The organism is Micromonospora radicis, from assembly GCF_003583405.1.
GTDB classification, from domain to species: Bacteria; Actinomycetota; Actinomycetes; order Mycobacteriales; family Micromonosporaceae; genus Micromonospora; species Micromonospora radicis.
Genome location: NZ_QXEC01000001.1, coordinates 39,690 through 63,526 on the forward strand (window position 1 = coordinate 39,690; position 23,837 = coordinate 63,526).

General features: G+C 71.8%; 18 protein-coding genes and 1 pseudogene. 7 read left to right on the forward strand and 12 right to left on the reverse strand.

The features are described from left to right. Window positions 1-122 precede the first annotated feature (122 nt). A complete protein-coding gene (locus tag D2L64_RS00190; protein WP_119572395.1) occupies window positions 123-533 on the forward strand; it encodes a roadblock/LC7 domain-containing protein in 411 nt (136 codons plus the stop codon). An 11-nt stretch (window positions 534-544) separates the two neighbouring features. On the opposite strand, the gene D2L64_RS00195 is transcribed toward D2L64_RS00190, so the two are convergent. Beyond that, window positions 545-934 carry a DUF2267 domain-containing protein gene (locus D2L64_RS00195; RefSeq protein WP_119572786.1) on the reverse strand — a complete coding sequence of 130 codons (390 nt, stop codon included), beginning with the start codon at window positions 932-934 and terminating at the stop codon, window positions 545-547. A 144-nt stretch (window positions 935-1,078) separates the two neighbouring features. Between D2L64_RS00195 and D2L64_RS00200 the strand changes: the two genes are divergently transcribed. Further along, window positions 1,079-3,184, forward strand: coding sequence for an alpha-glucuronidase (locus D2L64_RS00200; protein ID WP_119572396.1), 2,106 nt, complete (start codon window positions 1,079-1,081; stop codon window positions 3,182-3,184). 21 nt (window positions 3,185-3,205) lie between these two features. Here the strand turns inward: D2L64_RS00200 and D2L64_RS00205 are convergent, their stop codons facing one another. After that, complete coding sequence (locus D2L64_RS00205; protein ID WP_119572787.1) at window positions 3,206-4,450, reverse strand: MalY/PatB family protein; 1,245 nt, start codon at window positions 4,448-4,450, stop codon at window positions 3,206-3,208. Window positions 4,451-5,037: 587 nt separating this feature from the next. Between D2L64_RS00205 and D2L64_RS00210 the strand changes: the two genes are divergently transcribed. Further along, window positions 5,038-5,535 carry a LysR substrate-binding domain-containing protein gene (locus D2L64_RS00210; protein WP_233558675.1) on the forward strand — a complete coding sequence of 166 codons (498 nt, stop codon included), beginning with the start codon at window positions 5,038-5,040 and terminating at the stop codon, window positions 5,533-5,535. A gap of 11 nt (window positions 5,536-5,546) precedes the next feature. Here D2L64_RS00210 and D2L64_RS00215 read toward each other — a convergent pair whose 3' ends face one another. From D2L64_RS00215 to D2L64_RS00240, 6 genes are all read right to left on the reverse strand, one after another. Further along, entirely contained in the window at window positions 5,547-6,248 is a 702-nt protein-coding gene (locus tag D2L64_RS00215) for a YesL family protein (RefSeq protein ID WP_119572398.1), read from the reverse strand. Next, window positions 6,245-7,756, reverse strand: a complete 1,512-nt coding sequence (locus D2L64_RS00220) for a GH39 family glycosyl hydrolase (RefSeq protein ID WP_119572399.1) — start codon at window positions 7,754-7,756, stop codon at window positions 6,245-6,247. The genes D2L64_RS00215 and D2L64_RS00220 overlap by 4 nt, the downstream gene beginning before the upstream one ends. Window positions 7,757-7,827: 71 nt before the next feature. Continuing rightward, window positions 7,828-9,468 (reverse strand): ABC transporter substrate-binding protein, encoded by a 1,641-nt coding sequence (locus D2L64_RS00225; RefSeq protein WP_119572400.1) that lies wholly within the window; start codon window positions 9,466-9,468, stop codon window positions 7,828-7,830. A 46-nt stretch (window positions 9,469-9,514) separates the two neighbouring features. Then, entirely contained in the window at window positions 9,515-10,432 is a 918-nt protein-coding gene (locus tag D2L64_RS00230) for a carbohydrate ABC transporter permease (protein ID WP_119572788.1), read from the reverse strand. Next, a complete protein-coding gene (locus D2L64_RS00235; RefSeq protein WP_233558676.1) occupies window positions 10,429-11,421 on the reverse strand; it encodes an ABC transporter permease in 993 nt (330 codons plus the stop codon). Before D2L64_RS00235 ends, D2L64_RS00230 begins: the two co-directional genes overlap by 4 nt. Beyond that, window positions 11,418-13,832, reverse strand: a complete 2,415-nt coding sequence (locus D2L64_RS00240; protein WP_119572790.1) for a beta-xylosidase/alpha-l-arabinosidase — start codon at window positions 13,830-13,832, stop codon at window positions 11,418-11,420. The genes D2L64_RS00235 and D2L64_RS00240 overlap by 4 nt, the downstream gene beginning before the upstream one ends. 293 nt (window positions 13,833-14,125) lie before the next feature. Between D2L64_RS00240 and D2L64_RS00245 the strand changes: the two are divergent. From D2L64_RS00245 to D2L64_RS00255, 3 genes and pseudogenes are all read left to right on the forward strand, one after another. Further along, a pseudogene (locus D2L64_RS00245) lies at window positions 14,126-14,224 on the forward strand (hypothetical protein); the annotation flags it as partial. A 145-nt stretch (window positions 14,225-14,369) separates the two neighbouring features. After that, window positions 14,370-15,407: an acetylxylan esterase gene (locus D2L64_RS00250; protein WP_119572401.1), complete on the forward strand. Its 1,038-nt coding sequence runs from the start codon at window positions 14,370-14,372 to the stop codon at window positions 15,405-15,407. Window positions 15,408-15,725: 318 nt separating this feature from the next. Continuing rightward, a complete protein-coding gene (locus D2L64_RS00255) occupies window positions 15,726-17,162 on the forward strand; it encodes an endo-1,4-beta-xylanase (RefSeq protein ID WP_119572402.1) in 1,437 nt (478 codons plus the stop codon). A gap of 131 nt (window positions 17,163-17,293) precedes the next feature. On the opposite strand, the gene D2L64_RS00260 is transcribed toward D2L64_RS00255, so the two are convergent. Together D2L64_RS00260 and D2L64_RS00265 are read right to left on the reverse strand one after the other, a co-directional pair. Beyond that, window positions 17,294-18,898, reverse strand: a complete 1,605-nt coding sequence (locus D2L64_RS00260) for an RICIN domain-containing protein (RefSeq protein WP_119572403.1) — start codon at window positions 18,896-18,898, stop codon at window positions 17,294-17,296. 95 nt (window positions 18,899-18,993) lie between these two features. Beyond that, on the reverse strand, window positions 18,994-20,334 hold the full coding sequence (locus tag D2L64_RS00265; RefSeq protein ID WP_119572404.1) for an extracellular catalytic domain type 1 short-chain-length polyhydroxyalkanoate depolymerase: 1,341 nt from the start codon (window positions 20,332-20,334) through the stop codon (window positions 18,994-18,996). 180 nt (window positions 20,335-20,514) lie between these two features. On the opposite strand from D2L64_RS00265, the gene D2L64_RS00270 reads away from it, so the two are divergent. Further along, window positions 20,515-22,173 (forward strand): glycosyltransferase 87 family protein, encoded by a 1,659-nt coding sequence (locus tag D2L64_RS00270; RefSeq protein ID WP_119572405.1) that lies wholly within the window; start codon window positions 20,515-20,517, stop codon window positions 22,171-22,173. A 9-nt stretch (window positions 22,174-22,182) separates the two neighbouring features. On the opposite strand, the gene D2L64_RS27440 is transcribed toward D2L64_RS00270, so the two are convergent. Beyond that, window positions 22,183-22,353 (reverse strand): hypothetical protein, encoded by a 171-nt coding sequence (locus D2L64_RS27440; RefSeq protein ID WP_199714350.1) that lies wholly within the window; start codon window positions 22,351-22,353, stop codon window positions 22,183-22,185. Between the two features lie 172 nt (window positions 22,354-22,525). Next, window positions 22,526-23,635 (reverse strand): major royal jelly family protein, encoded by a 1,110-nt coding sequence (locus D2L64_RS00275; protein ID WP_233558677.1) that lies wholly within the window; start codon window positions 23,633-23,635, stop codon window positions 22,526-22,528. Window positions 23,636-23,837 lie beyond the last annotated feature (202 nt).

Sequence of the window (23,837 nt, forward strand, 5' to 3'; positions counted from 1 at the left end):
GGGGCACCACCTCCGGGGCTGCTCGCCGCGAGGTCGGCCCGCCACGACCGGGCCGCCCTCCGGCCGTGCCTGCCCCCGACCGCCGGTCGTCACCGGTTCCGCCGTAGGAAGGACAGCCCCTTATGACCCCTGCCCTGATCGCCGACAACCTGGGCCGTGCGTTGGACAACCTGGTCGACCGGGTGCCGGGGGCGCAGTTCGCGGTGGTGCTCTCACCGGACGGCATCATGCTCGGCGCGTCCCGGGGCATCGACGACGAACTCGCCGAGCAGCTCTCCGCCATGGTCTGCGGCCTACAGGCGCTCGGCATGGCCGCCGCCCAGGTCTGCGGCGAGGGCGAACTGCACCAGGTGGTCGTACACATGTCCCGGGCGTTCCTGTTCCACGCCACCACCGGCAACGGGGCGATCCTCACCGTCGGCATCGACGGCGAGGCCGAGGTCGGCGACATGGCGTACGAGGTGGCCATGTTCGTCGCCCAGGCCGGTGACCACCTGCCGGTCTACCTGGAACCCGCGGTGGCCGACGCCTGAGTCGGCCCGGCTCACCCGTCGTACGGCGGCACCGGGTCGGCCACCTGCCACAGCTCCGCCGGCAGGTGCGCGATCACGTCGTCGTACTCAGCGGCGGCCACCGCCGCGCGGATCGTGTCCATCACGGCCCGGATGCCCGCCTGCGCCGCCTCCGGGTCGACGTCGGCCCGCCCGCCGACCCGCTGCACGAACACGTCGAGCCCGAAGCTCTCCGCGTCCTCGTGTGGGGCGAACGTGTACGCCCGCAGCCCTTCGGGCAGTTGATCCGCGAGGTCCCGGGCCTGCCCGCCGTCGATCCGCTCGGCCAGGGTGGTCAGCGTGGCCCGCGCGATGGCCGTGGCCTGCTCGGCCGACCCTCCGGTAAGGCTCGCCACGGACTCGATGAACTCGTCGTCGTCCACCTCGCCGACCCCCTTCTCGCCACGGATGCCGGGTGTACCCGTGCAGGGGCGCACCAAACGGCGGCCGGAGCTTCCGGAAGTACCTTGACGTATCCATAGAGGTCACTACTATCTGCGCATGCGCCGGCTTCGCCAGGACCGCCGATGACCGATATCGAATCGACCGACGTGCATCGTGCCTGGCTGCCGCCGGAGGTGTGGCGGGCCATCGGCAGCCGGCACACCCTGGTCTCCGGCACCGGCCTGCTGGTCGACACCGTGGCCGCCGAGGTGCAGCGCGCCGCCGCCCGCCACGGCGGCACGCTCCGCCGCACCACCGAAACTCCCGACCAGGCGCCGGCCGACCTGGTGCTCGCGCTGACCGCCACCCTGCCGGGCCGCCGACCGCCGGCCGCCGGGCCGGGCGTCGACCTGGCCGCGTTGGGAGCACTCGGTCCCGAGGGGTACGTCGTCGCCCGGCACGGCGCGGCGACCGTGCTGCTGGCCGACGCCCCGGCCGGGCTGCTGTACGGGCTGTTCCACCTGGTCCGCCTCGGCGAGACGGCGTTCAGCGGTGCGGCGGCGTTCAGCGGTGCTGCGGCGCCCGACAGCGCGGCGGCGTTCGGCCCGCCGCGGGTGTTCCGGCCCGCCATGGCGCGGCGGATGCTCGACCACTGGGACAACGTCGACGTGCACCCGGTGATGGGGCAGGTCGAACGCGGCTACTCCGGCGGGTCGATCTTCTGGCGGGACGGCGCACCCGCCGCCGGCCGGTCCCGGATCACCGCGTACGCCCGGCTGCTGGCCGCCTGCGGGATCAACGCCGTGTCGGTGAACAACGTCAACGTGCACGCCACCGAGGCGCGGCTGCTCACCGACCGGCTCGACGACGTCGCCGACCTCGCCGACCTGCTGCGCCCGTACGGCATCCGGGTGCACCTGGCGGTCACCTTCGCCGCGCCGGTCGTCCTCGGCGGCCTGCCCACCGCCGACCCGCACGACCCGGCGGTACGCCACTGGTGGGCGCAGACCACCCGCCGGGTCTACGCCCGGCTGCCCGACTTCGGCGGGTACCTGGTCAAGGCCGACTCGGAGGGCCAACCGGGGCCGTTCAGCTACGGCCGCGACCACGCCGACGGGGCGAACCTGCTGGCCGACGCCCTCGCGCCGGAGGGCGGCGTGGTGCACTGGCGGGCCTTCGTCTACAACCACCGGCAGGACTGGCGGGACCGGCGCACCGACCGGGCGCGCGCCGCGTACGACCACTTCGCCCCGCTCGACGGCCGGTTCCGGGACAACGTGATCGTGCAGGTCAAACACGGGCCGGTGGACTTCCAGACCCGGGAGCCGGTCTCCCCGGTCGTCGCCGCGATGCCCGGCACCCGGCTGGCCGTGGAGTTGCAGGTCACCCAGGAGTACACCGGCCAGCAGAAGCACGTCTGCCACCTGGCGCCCTGGTGGAGCGAGATCCTGCGGTTCGCCCCCTGGGGTGCCGACGGGCGCACCGTCGCAGACGTGGCGGCCGACGGCGGGGGACTGGTCGCCGTGTCCAACGTGGGCGACGACCCGTTCTGGACCGGACACCCGCTGGCCCAGGCCAACCTGTACGCCTTCGGCCGGCTCGCCTGGGATCCTCGGCTGGACCCGTCGGCCCTGCTGGACGAGTGGATCGACCTGACCTTCGACCCGGCGCGCAGCGCCGACCCGCAGCTGCTGCGCCGCACCCTGCACGAGATCATGGACGACTCCTGGCGCACCTACGAGCGGTACACCGCCCCGTTGGGCGTGGGCTTCATGGTCCGCCCCGGCCACCACTACGGCCCCGACGTCGACGGCTACGAGTACACCGCCTGGGGCACCTACCACTTCGCCGACCGCGACGGCGTCGGCGTGGACCGCACCCGCGCCACCGGCACCGGGTTCACCGGCCAGTACCCGTCGCCCTGGTCGGAGGTGTACGAGTCACTCGACCGGTGCCCCGACGAGCTGCTGCTCTTCTTTCACCACGTCCCCTACCACCACGTACTGCACTCCGGTCGTACCGTCGCGCAGCACATCTACGACACCCACTTCGACGGGGTGGCGGAGGTGGCGGCGATGTGCCGGCGGTGGGAGCGGCTCGCCGGGCTGGTCGACCCGGCCCTGCACGCCCGGGTCACCGAGCGTCTCGCCGAGCAGCTGCGCTGCGCGCGGGAGTGGTGCGACCAGGTCAACGCCTACTTCCACCGCAAGTCCGGGGTACCCGACGCGCAGGGCCGACCGCTGCACTGAGCGTGGCCGCCGCGGGGTGGTTCAGGCCGACCGGCGGTGGGCCTGGACGGCTCGGCTCATCCGGGTGACCGCCTCGGTGAGGATCTCCGGTGTGGTGGCCAGGTTCAGCCGGACGAAGCCGGTGCCGCCGGGACCGAACACGTGCCCGGAACTGAACGCCACCCGACCCCGATCGAGGAACATCTTCGCCGGCCCGTCGAGGTCGCTGGCCAGCCCCGGCTCGCCGTCCGGCTGCTCGGTGGGCACCCCCAGCCGGGTGCAGTCCAGCCAGGCCAGGAAGGTGCCCTCCGGCCGGTGGTAGGTGATCTCGGGCAGCTGCTCGGCCAGCAGCTCGCCCAGCCGGGCGCGGTTGGCGTCGAGGCCGGTGAGCAGCAGGTCGAGCCACTGCTCACCGGCGCGGAACGCGGCGGTGTGCGCGATCACGCCCAGGTGACTGGGGCCGTGACTGACCTCCTCCGGCATCCGCCGCAGGTCGTCGGCGGCCCGTGGCCCGGCCACCACGAGGGCGGCCTTCAGGCCGGCGAGGTTCCACGCCTTCGACGCGGAGGTCAACGCGAACGCGTTCTCGGCACCGGGCACCGTCAGGTACGGGGTGAACTGCGCGCCGGGCAGCACCAGTGGCGCGTGGATCTCGTCGGAGACCACCCGCACCCCGTACCGGTCGGCCAGCTCCGCGAGGACCGCCAGTTCGTCCCGGCGGTGCACCACCCCGGTCGGGTTGTGCGGGTTGCAGAGCAGGAACGCCGGCCGCCGGCCGTGCGCACGGGCCTGCCGGAACGCGTCCTCCAACACGGCCGGATCCATCCGCAGGTCCGCACCGAGCGGTGCGTCGACCACCCGCCAGCCGGCGTGGGCGAGGAAGGCGTAGAAGGGCGAGTACACCGGGGGGCAGACCACCACCGCGTCGCCCGGGTCGGTGACCAGCCGCAACACCTCGACCGCGCCCATCATCACGTCGGGCACGATCGTGGTGTGCGCGACCCGGAAGTCCGGCCACCCCCACCGGCGGGCCGCGAAGCTCCCCACCGCCTCGGCGAACTCCGTGCCGCACGCGTAGCCGGTGTCCCCGAGGTCGATCGCCCGGTGCAGCGCCTCGGCCACCGGCGCCGCCAACGGCACGTCCTGCTCGGCCACCCAGAGCGGCAGCACGTCCGGGGCGTACGTCCGCCACTTGACGCTGGTGCGCTGCCGCAGCTCGGCCAGCGTCAGCGCGGTGAGCGGATCGTCGGCCTGACGGCCGGCAGGGCCGGGGACGGGACTCGCCATGGCGCCCACCCTAGACGAGTGGCCACGGCCTCTCGGTGGTCGACGGGCGGAGCCCAGCGCCCTGTGGGCGCTGTCGAGCTGAGAGCTTGGGTGGATCGCGTGTCGGTTGGGGGTGTGGTGGGTGGGCGCTGTCGAGCTGAGAGCTTGGGTGGATCGCGTGTCGGTTGGGGGTGTGGTGGGTGGGCGCTGTCGAGCTGAGAGCTTGGGTGGATCGCGTGTCGGTTGGGCGTGTGGTGGGTGGGCGCTGTCGACCTGATTGCGTCGGTGGATCGCGTGGCGCAAGGTGTCGGGCGGCACCGGGCGCGGCCGAAGGTCCGGCGGTCCGGCGGCAGGTCGGGTGTGATAGCGCAAACGATTCAGCTCGACAGGGCCGATGGAGGACATCCAGCGGCCCGGTACCCCTTCGGACGGTCGGGGTCAGCGGCGGGTCGCCAGGACCACGCCGGTGAGGCAGAGCACGCCGCCGAGCAGGGCGAGCGTCGCCGGTACCTCGCCCAGCAGCGCCCAGGACAGCAGTACGGTCACCGGCGGCACCAGGTAGGTCGCCGCGGTAGAGCACCCCCACGGTGGCCGGTGCCGGTGCGGCGGTGAACTCCGCGAGCAGCGTGGGCGCGAACGGCAGCAGCGCCACCGTGCCGGCCAGCGCACCCAGCCAGGTCATCCGCACCGCGTCCATCCGGGCCAGCAGCAGCTTCTGCAGCAGCAGGCCGAAGGCGTACAGCACGGCGGAGAGCACCGCCAGCGCCACGCCGAGCCGGTCGGCGTGCCCGGTGAATCCACCGGCGGCGATCAGGGCCACCCCGACGAACCTGATCGAAGCCTGCACCGCCGCCGGGTTCAGCCCGATCTTCGGCGTCGAGGCCCACGACTACCCGACCGCGATCGCCTTCGTCGGCGCCGGCATCGGACCCACCGTGCTGCCCGCGCTCGCCGCCGCCCGGCTACCCGACGGCGTCACCAGCGCCCGACTGCTCCGCCCCACCCCGATCCGGTCGATCCAGGTGGTCGTGCCCGACGCGGTCGCGCACACCCCACCGGTACGGACCGCCGTCGCCGCCCTCCGCGAGGCCGCACGACCACGCTGACCCGGCGTGCCTCAGCGGGCCTCGCCCGTCGGCGCGGTGAACTCCGCCCGCACCACGGCGATCATCGGTTCGGCGCCCCGGACCAGCGCCAACGCCAGCACCGAGGCCAACGCGGCCGGCGCCGCCTCCGAGGTGACCACGGCGAGCGCCGTCGCCGCGACCAGCAACCCGGCGGTACCGACCGCCACCACCGGGGTACGCAGCACGAAGTAGCCGCCGAGCCGGAGCACGTCGCGCCAGCGGAAACTGAACAGCGAGGTGATCACCAGCGCGTTCGCCCCGACCGCCGCCACCCCGACGGCGACCAGCAGCAACGGCACCGCCCACCAGCGCGGCAACCCGGCCGCCGACAGGTTCGCCAGGTTGACCGCGAGCACGACCAGCCAGCCCAGCATCGGCACCCACACCAGCAGCGCGCCGACCAGGTTGGCCCGGTAGCCGCGCCAGAACAGCCGCGCCGGAGCCAGCTCGGTCAGGTCGAGCCGCTGGTGGTGCAGCGCGTACAGCGCGGCGGAGAGCGCCGGGCCGAGCGGCACCGCGCAGCCGGCGGCCAGCGGCAGGTTGCTGACGTGACGTTCCAGCGCGAACAGCACGACCAGACCGGGCGCCGCGCAGGCCAGCAGCAGCAGTTCGACGACGAGCAGCGTGTAGACCAGCGCGGCGACCCGCGACAGCGGTCCGGCCCCGAACTCGTGCCGCGTCGCCGCACTCACGACGTCAGGCCCAGCAGGCGGCGGTCGTCGGCCCAGGGCGGCGTCTCGTCGGTCACCGGGCTCACCTCGGCCAGCGTCACCTCGTGCCGGGACAGGTGCAGGTCCAGGTCGACCCGGCCGCCGCGCACCGGCAGCGACGCGTGCCGGCGGGCCGGTTCGGTCGCCTCCCGCAGCAGGTCGAGTTGTCGCGGCGTGGGTGCGGCGGGCCGGCCCAGCTCGCACCAGGCCCGCCGGAGGTTGCCGTCCTCCTCGCTGACCGAGCGCCGCAACAGGAACGCGGTCCGGGCACCGGGGACCGGCAGCGACAGCCGTACGGTGTGCCGGTCGACCGGGTCGGCGTCGGTGACGTCGACCGGCGCCCAGGCCAGCACGCTGATCCGGCCGGTGTCGTCGCGGGTGACCAGGTGGTCCGGCCCCCGGGCGAGCACCCGGTCACCGAGGCGACTCAGGAACGCGTACAGGTGGAAGGTGGGTTTGCGCAGTTGCCGGTGGGTGAGCAGGCCGAAGCCGCCGTGCAGCGGGGTGGTCGGTACGCCCTGCTCCTCGAACACGTCGCTGAACGTCCAGTACGCGAACGAGTCGACCAGGTCACCGCCGCCGACCAGCACGGGGGCCAGGTAGGCGGCGTGCAGGGCGGTGTCGTGGATCGGGTTGTCCGGCCGGTACGAGGAGTTGAACTCGGTGATGTGCACCGGCAGGTCGGCCAGCGGCGTGCCGGCGAGCTGCCGGCGTGGGGCGGCGAACTGCGCCAGCAGCCGGTCCGCCGGAGCGAGCGTCTGGTGGACCCCGAACGGTACGTGCTGCGCCGGGCCGGAGGTGTACGCGTGCCGGCTGACGAAGTCGATCGGCACCGACCGGTCGGTGACGTACCCGGCGAAGCGGGGCAGCCAGTCGTCGTCGGCGCCGGGGGACAGCGCCGGCCCGCCGACCTGTAGTCCGGCGTCGACCTCCTTGACCGCGTGCGCGGTCACCTCGTACAGCCGGTGGTAGGCGTCGGCGTCCGCGCCCGCCCAGAAGTCGGTCAGGTCCGGCTCGTTCCACACCTCGATCGGCCAGCCCCGCACCTCGGCCAGGCCGTACCGGTCCACCAGGTGACCGACCACCGCCCGGACCAGTGCCGCCCACTCGGTGTGCGACCGGGGCGGGGTGACGTTGCCCTGCCACCAGAACACCGTCTGGTCGCCGCTGGCCAGCCCCGACGGCATGAACCCCAGCTCGACGAACGGCCGCACCCCCAGTTCCAGGTACGCGTCGACGACCTGGTCGACGTAGCCGAAGGCGTGCCGGACGTGCCGTCGACCCCGGTACTCGTACGGGCGGTGCACGCCGACCTGGTCGCTGAGCAGTCCGTGACCGCGGATGTGCCGGAAACCGATCTCGCGTTGGACCAGGGCCAGCGAGTCCTGGTAGTCGCGGCGCAGCGCCAGGTCGAACCGGCCGGTGCCGACGGCGTACCGCCAGGCGTCGGGGAACTCGCCGCAGGGCTGCTCGGCAACGGTGATGCGCATCGTCGTCCCTCGCTCCGGGTACGCGGGCAGCCGGTCCGGTCGCGCCGACACGACCGGACCGGCCCCGCCGGTCAGTTGTTCTGGTCGCGGTAGCGCTGGTACGCCTCGTTGACGGTGCTCAGGTACGAGTCCATGTTCTTGCCCTTCAGCTCGCCGACGTAGGCGTCCCACTGGGCGAAGTCCCGCTGCCCGAGGACGAACTGGAGGGTGGCCTGGTAGACGTGGTCCTTCAGCGGGGTCTCCCAGAGCGACACCTGTTCCCGCTCCTCGTCACTGAGCGGGTACGGCGGCGGCGGTGACTTCGGCGGCCGGGCGTTCATCACCTGCTGGAACTCCTGCTCCTCCGCGGAGAAGAACGCCTGCACCAGCTCGGGTTTGCCGCCGTAGGAGAACACCCCGTTGGCGAAGCCGAAGTCCTTCTGCAGGTGCTTGGGCGCTCCGGCGTTGAGGCCGATCATGTCGACGTCGGGAGCGAGGGTGTGCTTGCCGGAGCCGTCCTTGACGAAGGTCTGCCCCTCGACCCCCCACCTGGCGAACTCCTGTCCCGCGTCGGAGTACCAGAGCCAGTCGACGAACTGCATCATGGCCACGAAGTTCTTGCTGTCCCGGGCCTTCGAGGAGATCATCATGCCGTTCTCCAACCGGCTGGCCGGGTTGATCTCACCGGCCGGCCCGACCGGCAGCGGGATCTTGGTGACCTTCGCCTTCGGGTTGGTCGCCGCCAGGTCCGGCCGGTAGTCGTTCACCAGCGCCTGCGCGTTGCCGCTGATCACGAAGGACCGGCTGTTGGCCAGCTTCTGCCGGGCCAGGTCGTCGGTCTGGGTGAAGCTCTCCGGGTCGAGCAGCTTCTCCGCGACCAGCCGGTTGAGGTACTGCAACATCTGCCTGTACTGCTCGGTGGCGCCGGTGTACTCGAACCTCTGCGCGTTCGCGTTCCAGCTCACGTGCTGGAAGTTCCAGCCCGCGCCCTGAAGGCCGTACGACAGGGCCAGCAGGTTCAGCAGGTTGCCGGCCGGGTTGGGCTGGCTGTACCGGTCGGAGAACGGGATGGTGTCCGGGTACGCCGCCTTCATCGCCTTGAGCATGGTGTAGACGTCGTCCCAGGTCTTCGGCACGGCCAGGTTCAGCTCGTCGAGGATGTCGGTGCGGACCACCAGCGAGTACTCGTGCCAGGGCTTCTCGTGCAGGCCGGGCAGGAGGTAGAACTTGCCGTCGGCCTGGCGCAGGGTGTCCAGCTCCGGCTGCAGGTTCCACTTCTCGATCTTGTCCTTGAGGTTCGGCATCAGGTCGAGGTAGTCGCTGACCGGCAGGATCGCCCCCGAGGAGACGTACGCGTGCACGTCCGGCGGGTACGTCTTCGGGATCAGCAACGGCGCGTCACCGGCGCCGATGAGCAGGCTGCGCTTCTGGTTGTAGTCGCTCAGCGGCACCGCCACCGGCTCCAGCGTGACGTTGGTCCGGGACGTCAACTCGGACCAGAACAGCCAGTCGTTCTTGAGCGGATAGTTCGGATGGTTGTTGTAGAGGACGGAGAAGGAGACCGGCTCGGTGGCCTTGAACTGCGTACCGACGGCGTAGTCCGCCATCGCGCCGGCCCGGTTCTCCGACAGGTCCTGCGAGTCGGCGGAGTCACCGCTACAGGCGGCGACGCTGGAGACGGCCAGCAGGGCGGCTGCGGCCATCGCCAGGTGGCGCCACGATCTGCGGAACATGGCGGGTCCTTTCGGGGGGTGGTGGGTGCGGGGGTGGACACGCTGGTCATCCCTTGACGGCGCCGAGCATGATGCCGCGGACGAAGTACCGCTGGACGAAGGGATAGACCAGCAGGATGGGCAGGGTGGTGAGCACGATGGTCACGGCCTTGAGCGTCGCCTCGGCCTGCACCTCGTTGGCCTCCGAGATGGCCCCGACGTTCTCCGCGCCGGTGGCCCCGGCGATCAGGTTGCGCAGGTAGACGGTGACCGGCCAGAGTTCCTGCCGGTCCAGGTAGAGAAACGCGGCGAACCAGGAGTTCCAGAAGGCCACCGCGTAGAAGAGCACCATGGTGGCGACGATGGCCTTCGACAGCGGCAGCACGATCCGCCAGAGAATCCCGTACGTGTTGAGCCCGTCCACCGCCGCGGCCTCCTCCAGATCGCCCGGCAGGCTCTCGAAGAACGCCTTCATCACCAGCAGGTTGAACACGTTGATCGCGTTCGGCAGGGCGATCGCCCAGACGCTGTTCTTCAACCCCAGGCTGGTGACCAGCACGTAGTTGGGGATCAGCCCGCCGGTGAAGAACATGGTGAAGACCGCGATGCCGACCAGCGCGCCGCGCCCCTTGAGCTGCTTCTTCGACAGCACGTACGCGTAGCAGGTGGTCAGCACGATCGAGACGACCGTGGCGGTGACCGTGTAGAACACGGTGTTGCGGTAGTTCGTCCAGAACAGCGAGTCGGACATCAGCAGCTGGTAGGTGTCCAGCGTGAACCCGCGCGGCACCAGGTTCACCTCACCGGCGATGAGGTACGACTCGTGGCTCATCGAACGGGCCACGATGTTGACGAACGGGTAGAGCGTCACCAGCACCACCAGGGTCAGCACGATCCCGTTGACGACGCGGAAGACCCGGTAGCCGCGGGTGTCCTGGATGCCGCGCCGCCGGGGACGCGGCCTCGGCTCGGCCTCGATGCTCACCACAGGCTCGTCCCCACCGTGCGGCGGGCGATCAGGTTCGCCGACAGCACCAGGATCAACCCGATCACCGCCTCGAACAGGCCGATCGCGGCGGCGTAACTGAAGTTGCTGGACGCGAAACCGACCCGGAACAGGTAGGTGGAGATGACGTCCGCCGTCGGGTACGTCAGCGGGTTGTAGAGCAGCAGGATCTTCTCGAACCCGACCGCCATGAAGGTGCCGATGTTGAGGATCAGCAGCGTCACCATGGTCGGCCGGATGCCGGGCAGCGTCACGTGCCAGGTCTGGCGCCACCGGTTGGCGCCGTCGATGCGGGCCGCCTCGTACAGGTTGTCGTCGATGGTGGTGAGCGCGGCCAGGTAGAGGATGGTGCCCCAGCCCACCGTCTGCCAGACCTCCGAGGAGACGTAGATGGTGCGGAACCACTCCGGACGTTGCAGGAACGGGATCGCCTCCCCGCCACCGGCCCGGACCAGCTGGTTGATCGTGCCGTCCATGGAGAGCAGCTGCATGACCATCGCCGCCACGATCACGATGGACAGGAAGTGCGGCAGGTACGACACCGACTGCACGAACCGCTTGAGCCGGCGCGCGCGTACCTCGTTGAGCAGCAGCGCCAACACGATCGGCAGCGGGAAGCAGAACAGCAGGGTCAACGCGCCCAGCGCCAGGGTGTTGGTGAAGACGTTCCAGAACGTCGGGTCGCCGAGGAACATCTTGAAGTACCGCAACCCCACCCAGTACTCGCCGAAGATGTTGCCGCCGGGCTGGAACCGGCGGAAGGCGATCACGTTGCCGAGCATCGGCAGGTACCGGAAGATCAGGAAGAACAGCAGCGGCAGGATCGCCAACGAGTACAGCTGCCAGTCGCGCCGCAGCGCCCGGCGCCAGGTCCGGCGCGGCGGACGCGGCGGCGCCGGGGGTACCGGTGCCCCGCGCGGCACCTGGTCCTCGGCGGCCGGTGGGGCCACCCGGACCGGGCCGCTCACCGCCTCTCCTGCGGCACCACGTCCGCCCGGCTGACCAGTTCCCGCCGGTGACCGACCTCCCGCTCGTCGCCGACCAGCGTCAGGGCCAGCCGGGCGGCGAAGTCGTCGCTGGAGCGGCCCAGCCGAAGCTCCACCGCGCCGGGCTCGACCACCCGCCGGCCGTGTACGCCGACGAACGAGGTGACGTCGGCGGGTACCGCGAAGGTGACCCGGGCGGCGGCGCCCGCCGGCAGCGGCACCCGCGCGTACCCGACCAGGCGGACCACCGGGCGGGTGGTCTGCGCCACCGGGTCGTGCAGGTAGAGCTGCACCACCTCGGTGCCGGCCCGCGGCCCGGTGTTGCGGACCGTCACCCCGACGCGCACCGTGCCGTCGACCGGCCAGTCCACCGGCGTACCGGTGCCGCCGGCCGCCTCGCCGCCGGCCACGTCACCGCCGGCCACGTCACCGCCGGCCGCCTCGGCGTCGGTCCAGTCGAAGGTGGTGTACGTCAGCCCGTGCCCGAACGGGAAGGCCGGCGTGGGGTCCACCGAGGACACCTCGCTGCGGTGGCCCAGGATGGGGGAGAGGTACGTGCGGGGCAGCCCGCCGCCGTCGCGGGGCACGCTGACCGGCAGCCGCCCGGACACCTCCACCGCACCGGTGAGCACCTCGGCCAGCGCCTGACCGCCGAACTGGCCGGGGAAGAACGCCTGGACGATCGCGGTGGCGTCGTCCACCTCCGGACCCAGGGCGTACGGGCGACCGGCGAGCACCACCAGCACCACCGGCGTACCGGTGGCCAGCACCGCCCGGACCAGCTCGGCCTGCACACCGGGCAGCCGCAGGTCGACCGCGTCGCACCCCTCGCCGGAGGTGCCCCGACCGAACATGCCCGCCCGGTCACCGACGGCCAGTACGCAGACGTCGGCGGCGGCTGCCGCCTCGACCGCCACGGCGATGCCGGAGGTGTCCTCGCCGGTGACGGCGCAGCCCGGTACGCTGGTCAGCTCGGCACAGCGCCGCCGCAGCTCCGCGTGCAGCGACGGGATCCGCACCCCGACCCCGTGCTCCGGATACCGCACCCCGATGTGCAGCGGGAACGAGTAGCAGCCGAGCATCGCCATCGGGTCGTCGGCGACCGGACCGACCAGTGCGATCCGCCGGCCGGTGCGCAACGGCAGCAGCCCGTCGCGGTTGCGCAGCAGGATCACCGAGCGGCGGGCCAGCCGCAGCGCCACCTCCCGGTCGGCCTCGTCGTCCAGGCACAGCTCGTCGACGTCGGCCGGCAGCGCCCGCCAGTCCTCGTCCAGCAACCCCAGTTGGATCTTCTGGACCAGCACCCGGCGCAGCGCCCGGTCGACCAGCGCCTCGTCGACGGCGCCGGAGCGTACCGCCGCCACCAGCGGCGGGCCGTAGGCGTCCACCGTGGGCAGTTCCACGTCGATGCCGGCGCGCAGCGCGAGCCGGGCGGCGTCGGCGGCGTCGGCGGCGACACCGTGCAGGCGTTGCAGGAACCGGACGGCGTAGTAGTCGGCGACCAGCACCCCGTCGAATCCCCACCGGTCGCGCAGCAGCTCGGTCAGCAGTTCCTCGTCGGCGGCCGCCGGCACCCCGTCGACCTCGGCGTAGGAGTTCATCACCGAGCGCGCCCCGCCGAGGCGCAGCGCCATCTCGAACGGGGGCAGGATCACGTCGGCCAACTCCCGCCGGCCCATCGACACCGGGGCCTGGTTCCGTCCGCCCCGGGTGGCCGAGTAGCCCGCGAAGTGCTTCAACGTGGCGACCACACCGGCGTGTTCCAACCCCCGCACGTACGCCGCGCCGACCGTGCCGACCAGGTACGGATCCTCGCCGATGGTCTCCTCCGTACGGCCCCACCGGTAGTCGCGGGTCACGTCCAGCACCGGCGCCAGCCCCTGGTGGACCCCGGCGGCGCGCATCGAGCGCCCGATCCGGCCGGCCATCTCCTCGACCAGGTCGGGGTCGAAGGCAGCGCCCCAGCACAGCGGTGCGGGATGCACGGTGGCCCGCCAGGCGGCGAAGCCGGTCAGGCACTCCTCGTGCACCTGCGCCGGGATGCCGAACCGGCTGGCCGCCACGATCTGCGCCTGCGACGCGGCCAGGGAACGGGCGCCCTGCACCGGATCCACCGGCGCGGTCCCGAACGGCCGGGTCAGCTGCCCCAACCCGTGCCGGATCGCCGTCGACCAGGGCGGGGTGTACTCCATCATGTCGGTCTGGTGTGGGGCCACGCCTCCGCCGGCGGCGTCGGCGCCGACCCAGAGACCGACCAGTTGGGCGACCTTCTCCGCCAGCGACATCAGCGGGATGAGCGCGTCGGCCCGCTCGTCGGGCCGCAGTGCCGGATCACGCCAACGGTCGTCGTCCGGTGCCGCCGGCGGATCGTCCACGGGCAGCTGACTTGTCATGCGCACCCCTCCGGCCGCGCCCGGCAGGTCGTCCCGGCGGTTCCACCAACCGTCGCGGAGCACGGCGATCATCGAAATTTTCGGAAACCGATTCGTTACCGTGTCGGGAACCTAAGGGCGTCGATGAATCCGTGTCAAGGGCCGGGAATGCACTGTCCAGCCCTAAGATGTCGAGCGGGTAAGCGATTGCCGGTGCGTCGTGCCGACCGGCAGCGCATCGACCGATGTCAGCGGCGATCGTGCTGCGCGTGCTAGAGTTTGCCGAAACTTTCGGAACCGTTGCCGAGGAGCGGATGACGGAGAGCCGCTCGCCCTCGGCGCTCGGCGCCACGACAATCGCGACCATCGCCCAGGAGGTCGGGGTCTCGGCGGCGACGGTCTCCAAGGTCCTCAACGGCCGTGCCGACGTCGCCGCGGCGACCCGGGCCCGGGTCGAGGCGGTCGGCGCCACCACCGGGGTCGACGTGGTGCCGAGCTGGTGTCCGGGAGAGCACCGCACCCGCCCCGACGGCCCTGACCCACCGGTGGTGATCAGCCATGCCCCTGTTCGACCTGCCCCTGGACCAGCTGCGTACGTACGCCCCCGAGGTCACCGAGCCCGCCGACTTCGACGAGTTCTGGCAGCGCACGCTGCACCAGGCGGCGGCGGCGGCCGTGCCGGTGCTGGTCGACGTCCGTCCCGAACCCACCGACCTGCGCCTGGTCGACACCTTCGACGTCACCTTCGCCGGTTTCGCCGGTGACCCGGTACGTGCCTGGTACACCCGCCCGTCGGCGCTGCCCGACCCGCTGCCGGTGGTCGTCGAGTACGTCGGCTACGGGCGCGGCCGGGGCCTGCCGCACGAGCGGCTGACCTGGTCCGCCGCCGGCTACGCGCACCTGCTGATGGACGCCCGCGGGCAGTCCGGGCAGTACGGCGTCGGCGACACCGTCGACCCGCACGGCAGCGCGCCCGGCGGGCCGGCACCGGTGACCCGGGGCATCCTGTCGCCCGAGGGCTACTACTACCGGCGACTGGTCACCGACGCGGTATGCGCCGTCGCGGCGGCCCGGTCCCTGCCCGGGGTCGACCCGGACCGGGTGGTCGTCGCCGGCAACAGCCAGGGCGGTGGGCTGGCCCTGGCGGTCGCCGGGCTGGTGCCGGACCTGGCCGCCGTGCTGTCCACCGCGCCGTTCCTCTGCCACCCGCAGCGGGCCGTCGAACTCACCGACGTCGGCGCGTACGGCCAGATCGTCACCTACCTGGCGGTGCACCGGGAGGCGGAGGCGGCGGTCGCGCGCACCCTGTCCTACGTCGACGGGGTCACCTTCGCGCGGCGGGCCCGGGCCCCGCTGCACATGGGCGTCGGGCTGCGCGACGTGGTCTGCCCGCCGAGCACCGGTTTCGCCGCGTACAACCAGTACGGCGCCGCCCACGACGGCCCGGCACCGGGGCGCACCATGCACGTCTACCCGTTCAACGGTCACGAACACGGCGAGGCGCTGCACGTTCGACGCCAACTGCGCTGGCTGTCCGGCGTACTCGCTGAGTCGGACCGGGTGTCGGCGACGCGCGACGCGACGATCTCTGGGTGACCGGTAGTCCCGGTTCTCGACCGAAACTTTCGGTCGTCTCCTTCCGGTCCGCCGGGCGCACGTGCTGTGGTTTACTGCGGATCAGGCTGGGGCGATCCGCTCGCTCCGGTCCACCGAAGACAGTCCGACACGTTGAGGTTGCCGACGTGTTTCGATACTGTTTTCGATAGAACAGCCTCGATCTACTCACGGTGGCTGGCCGAGTGCACCGGCCGGCGCGGCATCCGGGCGACCGCGTCGGCGAGGGAAGGGCCACCGTGTTGGGCAGTAGTCGGGGCCGGCTTCCCGTCAGCACGGCTTCGTCGAAAGGCTCATGCCATGAACAACGCGTTCGCCCGCGCCAGTGGGCGTCCCGCGACCCGACCGCGATCGCGCACCGCGCTGATCTCGGCCGTGGTCGGTCTCGCCCTCGCCGCCACCAGTGTGGTGGTGGCCTCCAGCGCCAGCGCGGCGACCACCCTGGGCGCCTCGGCGGCCGAGAAGGGTCGCTACTTCGGCGCCGCGGTGGCGGCCCACAAGCTCTCCGACTCCACCTACGTCGGCATCCTCAACCGTGAGTTCAACTCGGTCACGGCCGAGAACGAGATGAAGATCGACGCGCTCGAGCCGAACCAGGGGCAGTTCACCTTCACCAACGCGGACCGCATCGTCAACCACGCCCTCAGCCGGGGCTGGAGCGTGCGCGGCCACACCCTGGCCTGGCACTCGCAGCAGCCGCGGTGGATGGAGAGCATGTCCGGCACCGCGTTGCGTAACGCGATGCTCAACCACGTCACCCAGGTCGCCAGCTACTACCGCGGCAAGATCCACTCCTGGGACGTGGTGAACGAGGCGTTCGCCGACGGCAGCAGCGGTGCCCGCCGTGACTCCAACCTCCAGCGCACCGGCAACGACTGGATCGAGGCGGCGTTCCGCGCCGCCCGGGCCGCCGACCCCGGCGCCAAGCTCTGCTACAACGATTACAACACCGATGACTGGACGCACGCCAAGACCCAGGCCGTCTACCGGATGGTGCAGGACTTCAAGCAGCGCGGTGTGCCGATCGACTGCGTCGGCCTCCAGTCGCACTTCAACCCCAACTCGCCGTACCCGGGCAACTACCGGACCACGCTGTCCAGCTTCGCCGCCCTCGGGGTGGACGTGCAGATCACCGAGCTGGACATCGAGGGCTCCGGCAGCGCGCAGGCCGAGACGTACCGCCGGGTCGTCACCGACTGCCTCGCGGTCGCCCGCTGCACCGGCATCACCGTGTGGGGCATCCGCGACTCGGACTCCTGGCGCTCCGGCGGCACCCCGCTGCTGTTCGACAACAACGGCAACAAGAAGCAGGCGTACAACGCCACCCTGGAGGCGCTGAACGCGGGCGGCACCACCCCGCCGCCGACGACTCCGCCGCCCACCACCCCGCCGCCCACCACCCCGCCGCCCACCACTCCGCCGCCCACCACTCCGCCGCCGGGCGGCGCCGGCTGCACCGCGTCGATCTCGTTGAACTCGTGGACCGGCGGATTCGTCGCCACCGTCCGGGTCACCGCCGGCTCGTCGCAGCTCAACGGCTGGTCGGTGAACATCTCGATACCCGGCGGCAGCACCGTCACCAACACCTGGAACGCCCAGGCCAGCGGTAGCAGCGGCAACGTGAACTTCCGCAACGTGAGCTACAACGGCACGGTCAGCGCCGGAACCACCACCGAGTTCGGTTTCCAGGGCAACGGTGTCGGTCCCACCGCCACCCCCACCTGCACCGCCAGCTGAGTGCAACGAACGGCCCCTGCTTGACGAATCGCCCCCGGCCGGTCCCACGTTGATCATGAGGTTGGCGGCAGTCGAGGAGATCGACTTCGCCGCCAACCTCATGATCAACCAGGTTGGGGTGGTGCTGGGGCTCAGCAGCGGCTGATCGTCGAGTTGCTCAGGGTGATGTTGCTGATGGTCAGGTTGGTCGTGCAGGGGCTCTCCAGGATCCGGCTGTTCACCAGCGTGAAGTTGCGCAGGCCGATGTCCCGGTTGCCGGGGAACTCGGCGCGGGCGGCCAGCCGCAGCTCACCGCCGCCGCTGATCGTGCCGCCGCCGGCCGCGACATCCACCCCGGTGCAGTTCTCGATCAGGATGGCGTTGTTGCCGGTGTTGGCGATGTCGACCCGGTTGACCGCGAGCCCACCGGACTCCGAGACGCAGAAGATCCCCCGACCGCCGCCGCGGGCCCGCACCGTACCGACCCGGATGTTGGTCGGGTAGGCGTTGCCGACGCGCCCGGCCCGGTTGGCGATCCGGAACGCCGCGTAGCCGGTGCCGCTGCCCGCGTTCTCCGCGTCGACCGTGGTCACCGTGGCGTTGATGGTCTGGTTGAGCAGTAGCCCGGACTCGCCGACGTTGCGGGCGGTCACCGTGCCGATCGTCAACCCGTCCACACCGTACGTCTCCACCGCGTGCGAGCCGGCACCGGAGACGTACACGTCGTCGATGCGTACGTTGCGGGTCCACTGGCTGGTGTCGCCCCGGTTGTCGATGCGTACGCCCAACCCGCCGGAGAGCCGCATCTCGATCCGGCCCAGCACCACGTCGGTGACGTTGCGCAGGAAGATCCCGTACAGCGGGGCACCGGTGACGGTGAGGTTCTGCACCTCGACCTGGGTGGTGCCGCGTGAGTAGATCGGCGCCTGATCGCCGCTGCCGGATCCGGTCACGTTGATCGTGCCGCACACGTCGATCGTGGTGTAGCTGGGCAGCGAGATGCGGGAACCGGCGCTGATGCTGCCGGAGCCGCGTACCACCACCCGCTGCTTGCTGGTCCGCCCGGCGGGCAGGGCGTTCACCGCGGCCTGCACGGCGGCCCGCATGTCGCCGCCGGTGTGGTGGACCGCGCCACCGGCGGTGCGGGCGGTCCACGTCGAGCCGTTGAGCACCGCCTCGGTCTGGAACGCGCCGCTGCCGCAGCCGGCGGCGGCACCGACCGGCACCAACCGCCACTGCTGGTTGGCGCCGCCGACGTCCGGGTACTGCGAGATCATCGCGCCGTCGGCGGTCGACCAGCCCCACAGGTCGAGCGCCTTGTTGGAGTGCCGGTTGACCAGCCGAACGTGACCGCCGTCGGAGTCGGCCAGCCGGAAGTGCTGACGGGTGTTGCCGCTGGCCGCGGTGTTCTGTACCAGTTGGACGCCGTCGTTGGCGTTGGGCAGTTCGAGGACCTTTCCGCTGTGCACCGAGCGGATCTGGTGGTAGCCGCCGCCCACGTCGACGAAGCGCCACTGCTGCACGACGGCGTCGTTGCGGGTGAACTGGTTGATCGGGGCGTTGTCGGCGGTCGACCAGTTCCACACGTCCATCGCCTTGCCGCTGTGCCGGTTGACGATGACGTAGCTGGCGTTGGGGTCGACGGTGGCGGCCCGGGCGGCCGGTGCCGCGACGGCGCCGGCCACGCCGAGCAACGCGAGCGCGACCACGAGCACCAGGGCCTGTCGGAGTCGTCTGGGGAGTGCCCTGAACAGCATGCGTTTCCTCCAGGGGAGCGGTGGTGGTGTGCGTACCGGGACGGCGCCCGGACGGCGGGTGTGTCGCCCGGGCGCCGACGGTGCGGTCTCGCGGGTCAGGCCAGCGAGCAGGGGACGGCGTTGAGGGTGAAGGCGGTCGGGGCGGCGGCGTTGCCGCCGTGGTCGGCCTGGAAACCGATGGTGACCGAGCCACCGGGGGCGATGGCGGCGTTGTACGAGACGTTGCGGGCGGTCACCGCACCCGAGGTGGGGGAGTAGGTGGCGTTCCAGCCGCCGGTGATGCGCTGCCCGGTGGGCAGGGTGAAGGCCAGGCTCCAGCCGTTGACCGCCGTGGCGCCGGTGTTGGTGATGGTCACCGACGCGGTCAGCCCGGTGTTCCAGGCGTTTACCGCGTACCCGATCCGGCAGCCCGTGCCCGGCGGCGGGGTCGGGGTCGGCGGCAGTGTCGGACTCGGCGTCGGGGTCGGCGGTACGGTCGGCGACGGGGTGGACGTCGGCGGCGGGCTGGTCGGTGCGGTGGTGTCCAGGCCGAAGAAGCGGATGGCCTGCGCGGCGTCGACCGGCAGGTTGTGCGACACGCCCTGCATGCTGATCGCCTCCACCGGCGCCTGCCCGCCCGAGCCGCCGTAGCGGGTCCGGGTGTAGCCGGCCTGCGGGCTGTCGGTGAACGTGGGCGTCTGGCTCAGGCCGTGTACGTTGGTCCACTGCTTGATCTGCTCACCGAAGTTGGGGTAACGCAGCACGTCGTCGTTGGTGCCGTGCCAGGTCTGCATCCGCGGGCGCGGGCCGGAGTAACCCGGGTACGCGTTGCGGACCAGGTCACCCCACTGTTGCGGGGTACGTACGAGTTGCCCGTTGGCGCACTCGCTGTTCCACTCGGAGCCGTTGCTGGTGGCGAAGCAGCCGAACGGTACGCCGGAGAAGGCGGCCCCGGCGGCGAACACGTCCGGGTAGAGGCCGAGCAGTACGTTTGTCATCATCGCCCCGGACGAGACGCCGGTGGCGAAGATGCGGGTCGGGTCGACCGGGTAGCGCTGCCGGACGTGGTCGACCATGGACATGATGCCGACCGGGTCACTGCCGCCACCGCGCCGCAACGCCTGCGGCGAGGAGACGTCGAAACACTGGCTGCTGCGGGTGACCGACGGGTACACCACGAGGTAGCCGTACCGGTCGGCCAGGGCCGCGAACTGGGTGCCGGAGTGCAGCGCCGGGCCGGTGCCGGTGCAGTAGTGCACCGCGACCAGCAGCCCCGGCCGGGGCGCGAGCCGGTCCGGCACGTACAGGTACATGCGTAGGTTGCTGGGGTTGGTGCCGAAGTTGGTCACCTCGGTCAGCGTGGCCGCCGACGCCGGTGCCGGGATCGACAACGCCGCCAGCGCGGTCAGGATGACCGCCGCGAGGGCGGCGCAGCACAGTCTGATCGCGTTCTTCATCGGGAGGGCTCCCTGGGACGGGGGTGGACAGGGCGGTGCTCCGATCGAGGGCTGCCCGGTGCCCGATCTCGTCCGGCTCAGGAACATCGACGATTATCGTTGGCGCAGGGGGGTGGTGACAAGACGCCGGGCCCGTGTCGCGGGGCAGCCGACCCCGGCGAGGATCCTTATCCTCGGTCCATGCGGGATCGTCGGGTCGTACTGCTCTGGACCGTGTTCACGCTGACCGCGCTGGTCTCCGTCGCGCTCGTACTGCGACGCCCCGACCACCTGTCCGACCTGCACATCTACCACGGCGCGCTGGTCGACCTGCGGGCCGGGCGACCCCTCTACGAGTACGCGGCGGCCAACGGTGGACCGTTCACCTATCCGCCGTTCGCCGCGCTGGTGCTCTGGCCGATCACCGCCGTACCGCTCGGCGTGGCCGAGGCGATCTGGTTGGCGGCGACCTGCCTGGCGGTGATCGCCGTCGCCGTGCCGATCGGCCGCACCCTCGCCACCACGGGAGCCGGCCGCCAGGCGGATCCGGCAACCGCAGCCGGCCGTCGGCCCGATCCCGGTACGGCAGCCGGCCGGCCGCTGGCCGTCGCGGCGGTGGCCGCCGTACTCATGCTCTCCGCACCGGTGCAGAGCAACCTGCGCTTCGGTCAGGTGAGCATCTTCATCGTGCTGATGGCCCTGCTCGACGCCGTCGGCCGTCCCTCGCGTACCCGGGGAGTCCTGGTCGGCGTGGCGGCGGCGATCAAGCTCACCCCGCTGCTGTTCGTGGCCTACTTCCTGGTCTGCGGACGGTACCGGGACGCCGCCCGTGCGCTGGCCGCCTTCGTCGGCTGCGCCACTCTCGCCCTGGTCGTGCTGCCCCGGGAGAGCCTCACCTACTGGGCGGGCACCGTGGCACAGACCTCCCGGATCGGCAACCTGGCCTCGCTGGGCAACCAGTCCGTACACGGCATGCTGCTGCGCCTCGGCCTGGACCCGGCGTACCTGCCGGTGGTCTGGGCGGTGCTGGTGGCCGGCATCTGCGCGGTGGCGTTGCTGCGGGCCCGGCAACTGGCCGCCCGGGGTCTGCCCGGGCACGCCGCGGTGCTCGTCGGCTGCGCCACCGTGGCGGCCTCCCCGGTCTCCTGGACCCACCACCAGGTGTGGCCGGTGCTGGCCGCGATGCTGCTGGTCGGCGCCGCCGGGGTGACCCGCCGGGTGGCCGGTGCCGCGCTGCTGGCGTCGATGGTGATCTCGCTGGGAGTGGCGCTGGGGCCGGTCTCGATGCGCCCCGGCGTGCAGTTCCTGCTGGAGAACGCCCGCGCCCTCGGCGTGGTCGCGCTGTGTCTGGTGGGCTTCGGCGCCGTCGCGGTGGTCGCCGGCCGGCCGGAGCCCCGCGCCGCGTCGCGGCGGGCGTGGCTGCGGGTGGGCGTCGCCGCCGCCGGGGTACTGGCGTTCTTCGCCGTGCAGCCGCTGCCGGCGGGCGCCGACCCCACCTTCAAGGCGTACCGGATGCAGGACGTGGTCAACCCGCGCTACTTCTTCGTCTGCCGGGACGCGACCCAGTGCGCCCGGTTCGGCACGGCGGCCCCGGTCACCTTCGGCACCCGCACCGAGAAGACCAAGGTACGCGTCAACGGGGTGGTCTCCGACCGGGTGGACCGGCTGGAGTACCACTCCGCGCCCGGTGGCCCGCCGCGCGCCATCCCGCTGCTGGCGGCCTACCCCGGCGTGCGCACCTTCTCGTTCCGCTCGGCGACGATGGCCCACGGCCGGTTGGTGGCCTACGACGCCGACGGGCACGAACTCGCCACCTACGACGAGGAACTCGCCGCCGCCCTGCGCGCCCGGCACCGGTGACCGGCACCGTCACTGCTCGTCGTCGAGGACCTCGGTCTCGTCGTCGTGGGAGAAGGTCACCGCCAGGTGCTCGTCGGGCTGCGGCGCCTGGGCCGGGTTGTGGTGCGGGTCGCCGTCGGGGGAGAACAGCACCGGGTCGACCTTCGCGCTCTTCTCCTGATCTTCCTCCGGCTCGGTCACCGACCCACTCCTCACCTCGTCGTCGCTGCATCCCGACGCTACGGGCGCGCCCATCGGCGCCGCCGTGGCGAGCGCCGGCACCACCCGATCGAGGCGCCGTCGCCGGCCACGGCAGGTGGCCTGCCGTCGAGGTTGTGCAGCAAACTGCTGCCGGTCGGGCAGCAGCAGCGCGTCACGGCCGCAGCAACACCGGGCCGGCGTCGATCCGGGTCCGGAACAGTGCGTACGGCTTGCGGCGCAGGTCGCGGCCACCGTTGAACGGCGGCTGCCGGTGCACCTGGTTGGCGATCACGTACAGGTGCCGGTCGGTGGCCACGCTCAACGTGTCCGGCCAGAGCAGCCGCGCGTCGTGCACCACCGTCTCGTACTCGCCGTCCGGTCGCCGACGCAGCACCGCGTTGTGCTCGTAGTTGGTGAGGTAGAGCCGACCGGCGTCGTCGGACTCCAGGCCGTCGGCTCCGCCGCCCTTGTCGCCCTCGTCGACCACCGTGGCGGCCACCTCGGCCTCGCCGAGCGTGCGGTCGACAAGTGCGTCGGTGGCGACGCTGTACCAGCGGCGCGTGGCCAGGGCGCAGTAGTACAGCCGGGCGCCGTCGGCGGAGATGGCGATGCCGTCGGCGCCGACGCCCACCGGCTGCGGCGCCCCCTGCGCCGGCCGGGCCAGGAACGGGCGACCCTCGACCACCGGCCGGAAGTCCGCCAGCGGCGCGGCCTTGGTCGAGGGGTGGTCGTCGAGCCGGCGCCACGACACACCGGTGGCCAGGTCGACCACGATGATCGCGTTCGGCGCGCCGTCGGCGGAGTCGGTGATGTACGCGATCCCGGCCTCCCCGCGCCGCAGGTCGAACCGTACGTCGTTGAGGTAGCTGGTGGGCAGCGCCACGTCGGGCGGGAAGGTGATGACCTGGGCGACGGTGTCGGTGCTCAGGTCGACGCGGACCAGCTTCGGGCCACCGGGGGCGGTGGGTTCGAACATCGGGCTGCCGGTGTCCAGCGCCCACAGCCGGTCGGCCGGATCGACCACGACGCTCTGCACCGAGACGAACGCGGACTCGTCGGTGTTGCCCGACGGGGTGTTCCACCGCAGGTCGGGGAAGGGCACCTCGCGTCCCCGACGCAGCTCGACCACGGTCGCCGGAACCGGGTCACCCCAGCGGGGGAAGTTGACGAAGATCCGGCCCCGGTGCGAGACGGTCACGCCGGTGGGCATGGCCTTCCGGAACCGGTGTACGACCTCCAGCGTGCCGACCGGTTCGTCGGTGGGCAGTCCGGTCCACATCATTCGACCTCCTGTCGCACACGGTCACATTCATGTGCCTCATAGTTATAGTCGCAGATAAACCGGGGCGTTCCCGGCCAGCGGTCAGCCATCCGACCGAACCGGTGGAAACGGATTCGTCACCCAACCGTCACATGTCCGCGCGGTGCCCGCCACCTGACCGGTGCAGGGTGGGTGCCCGACCGATCCGACGTGGGAGGAGGCC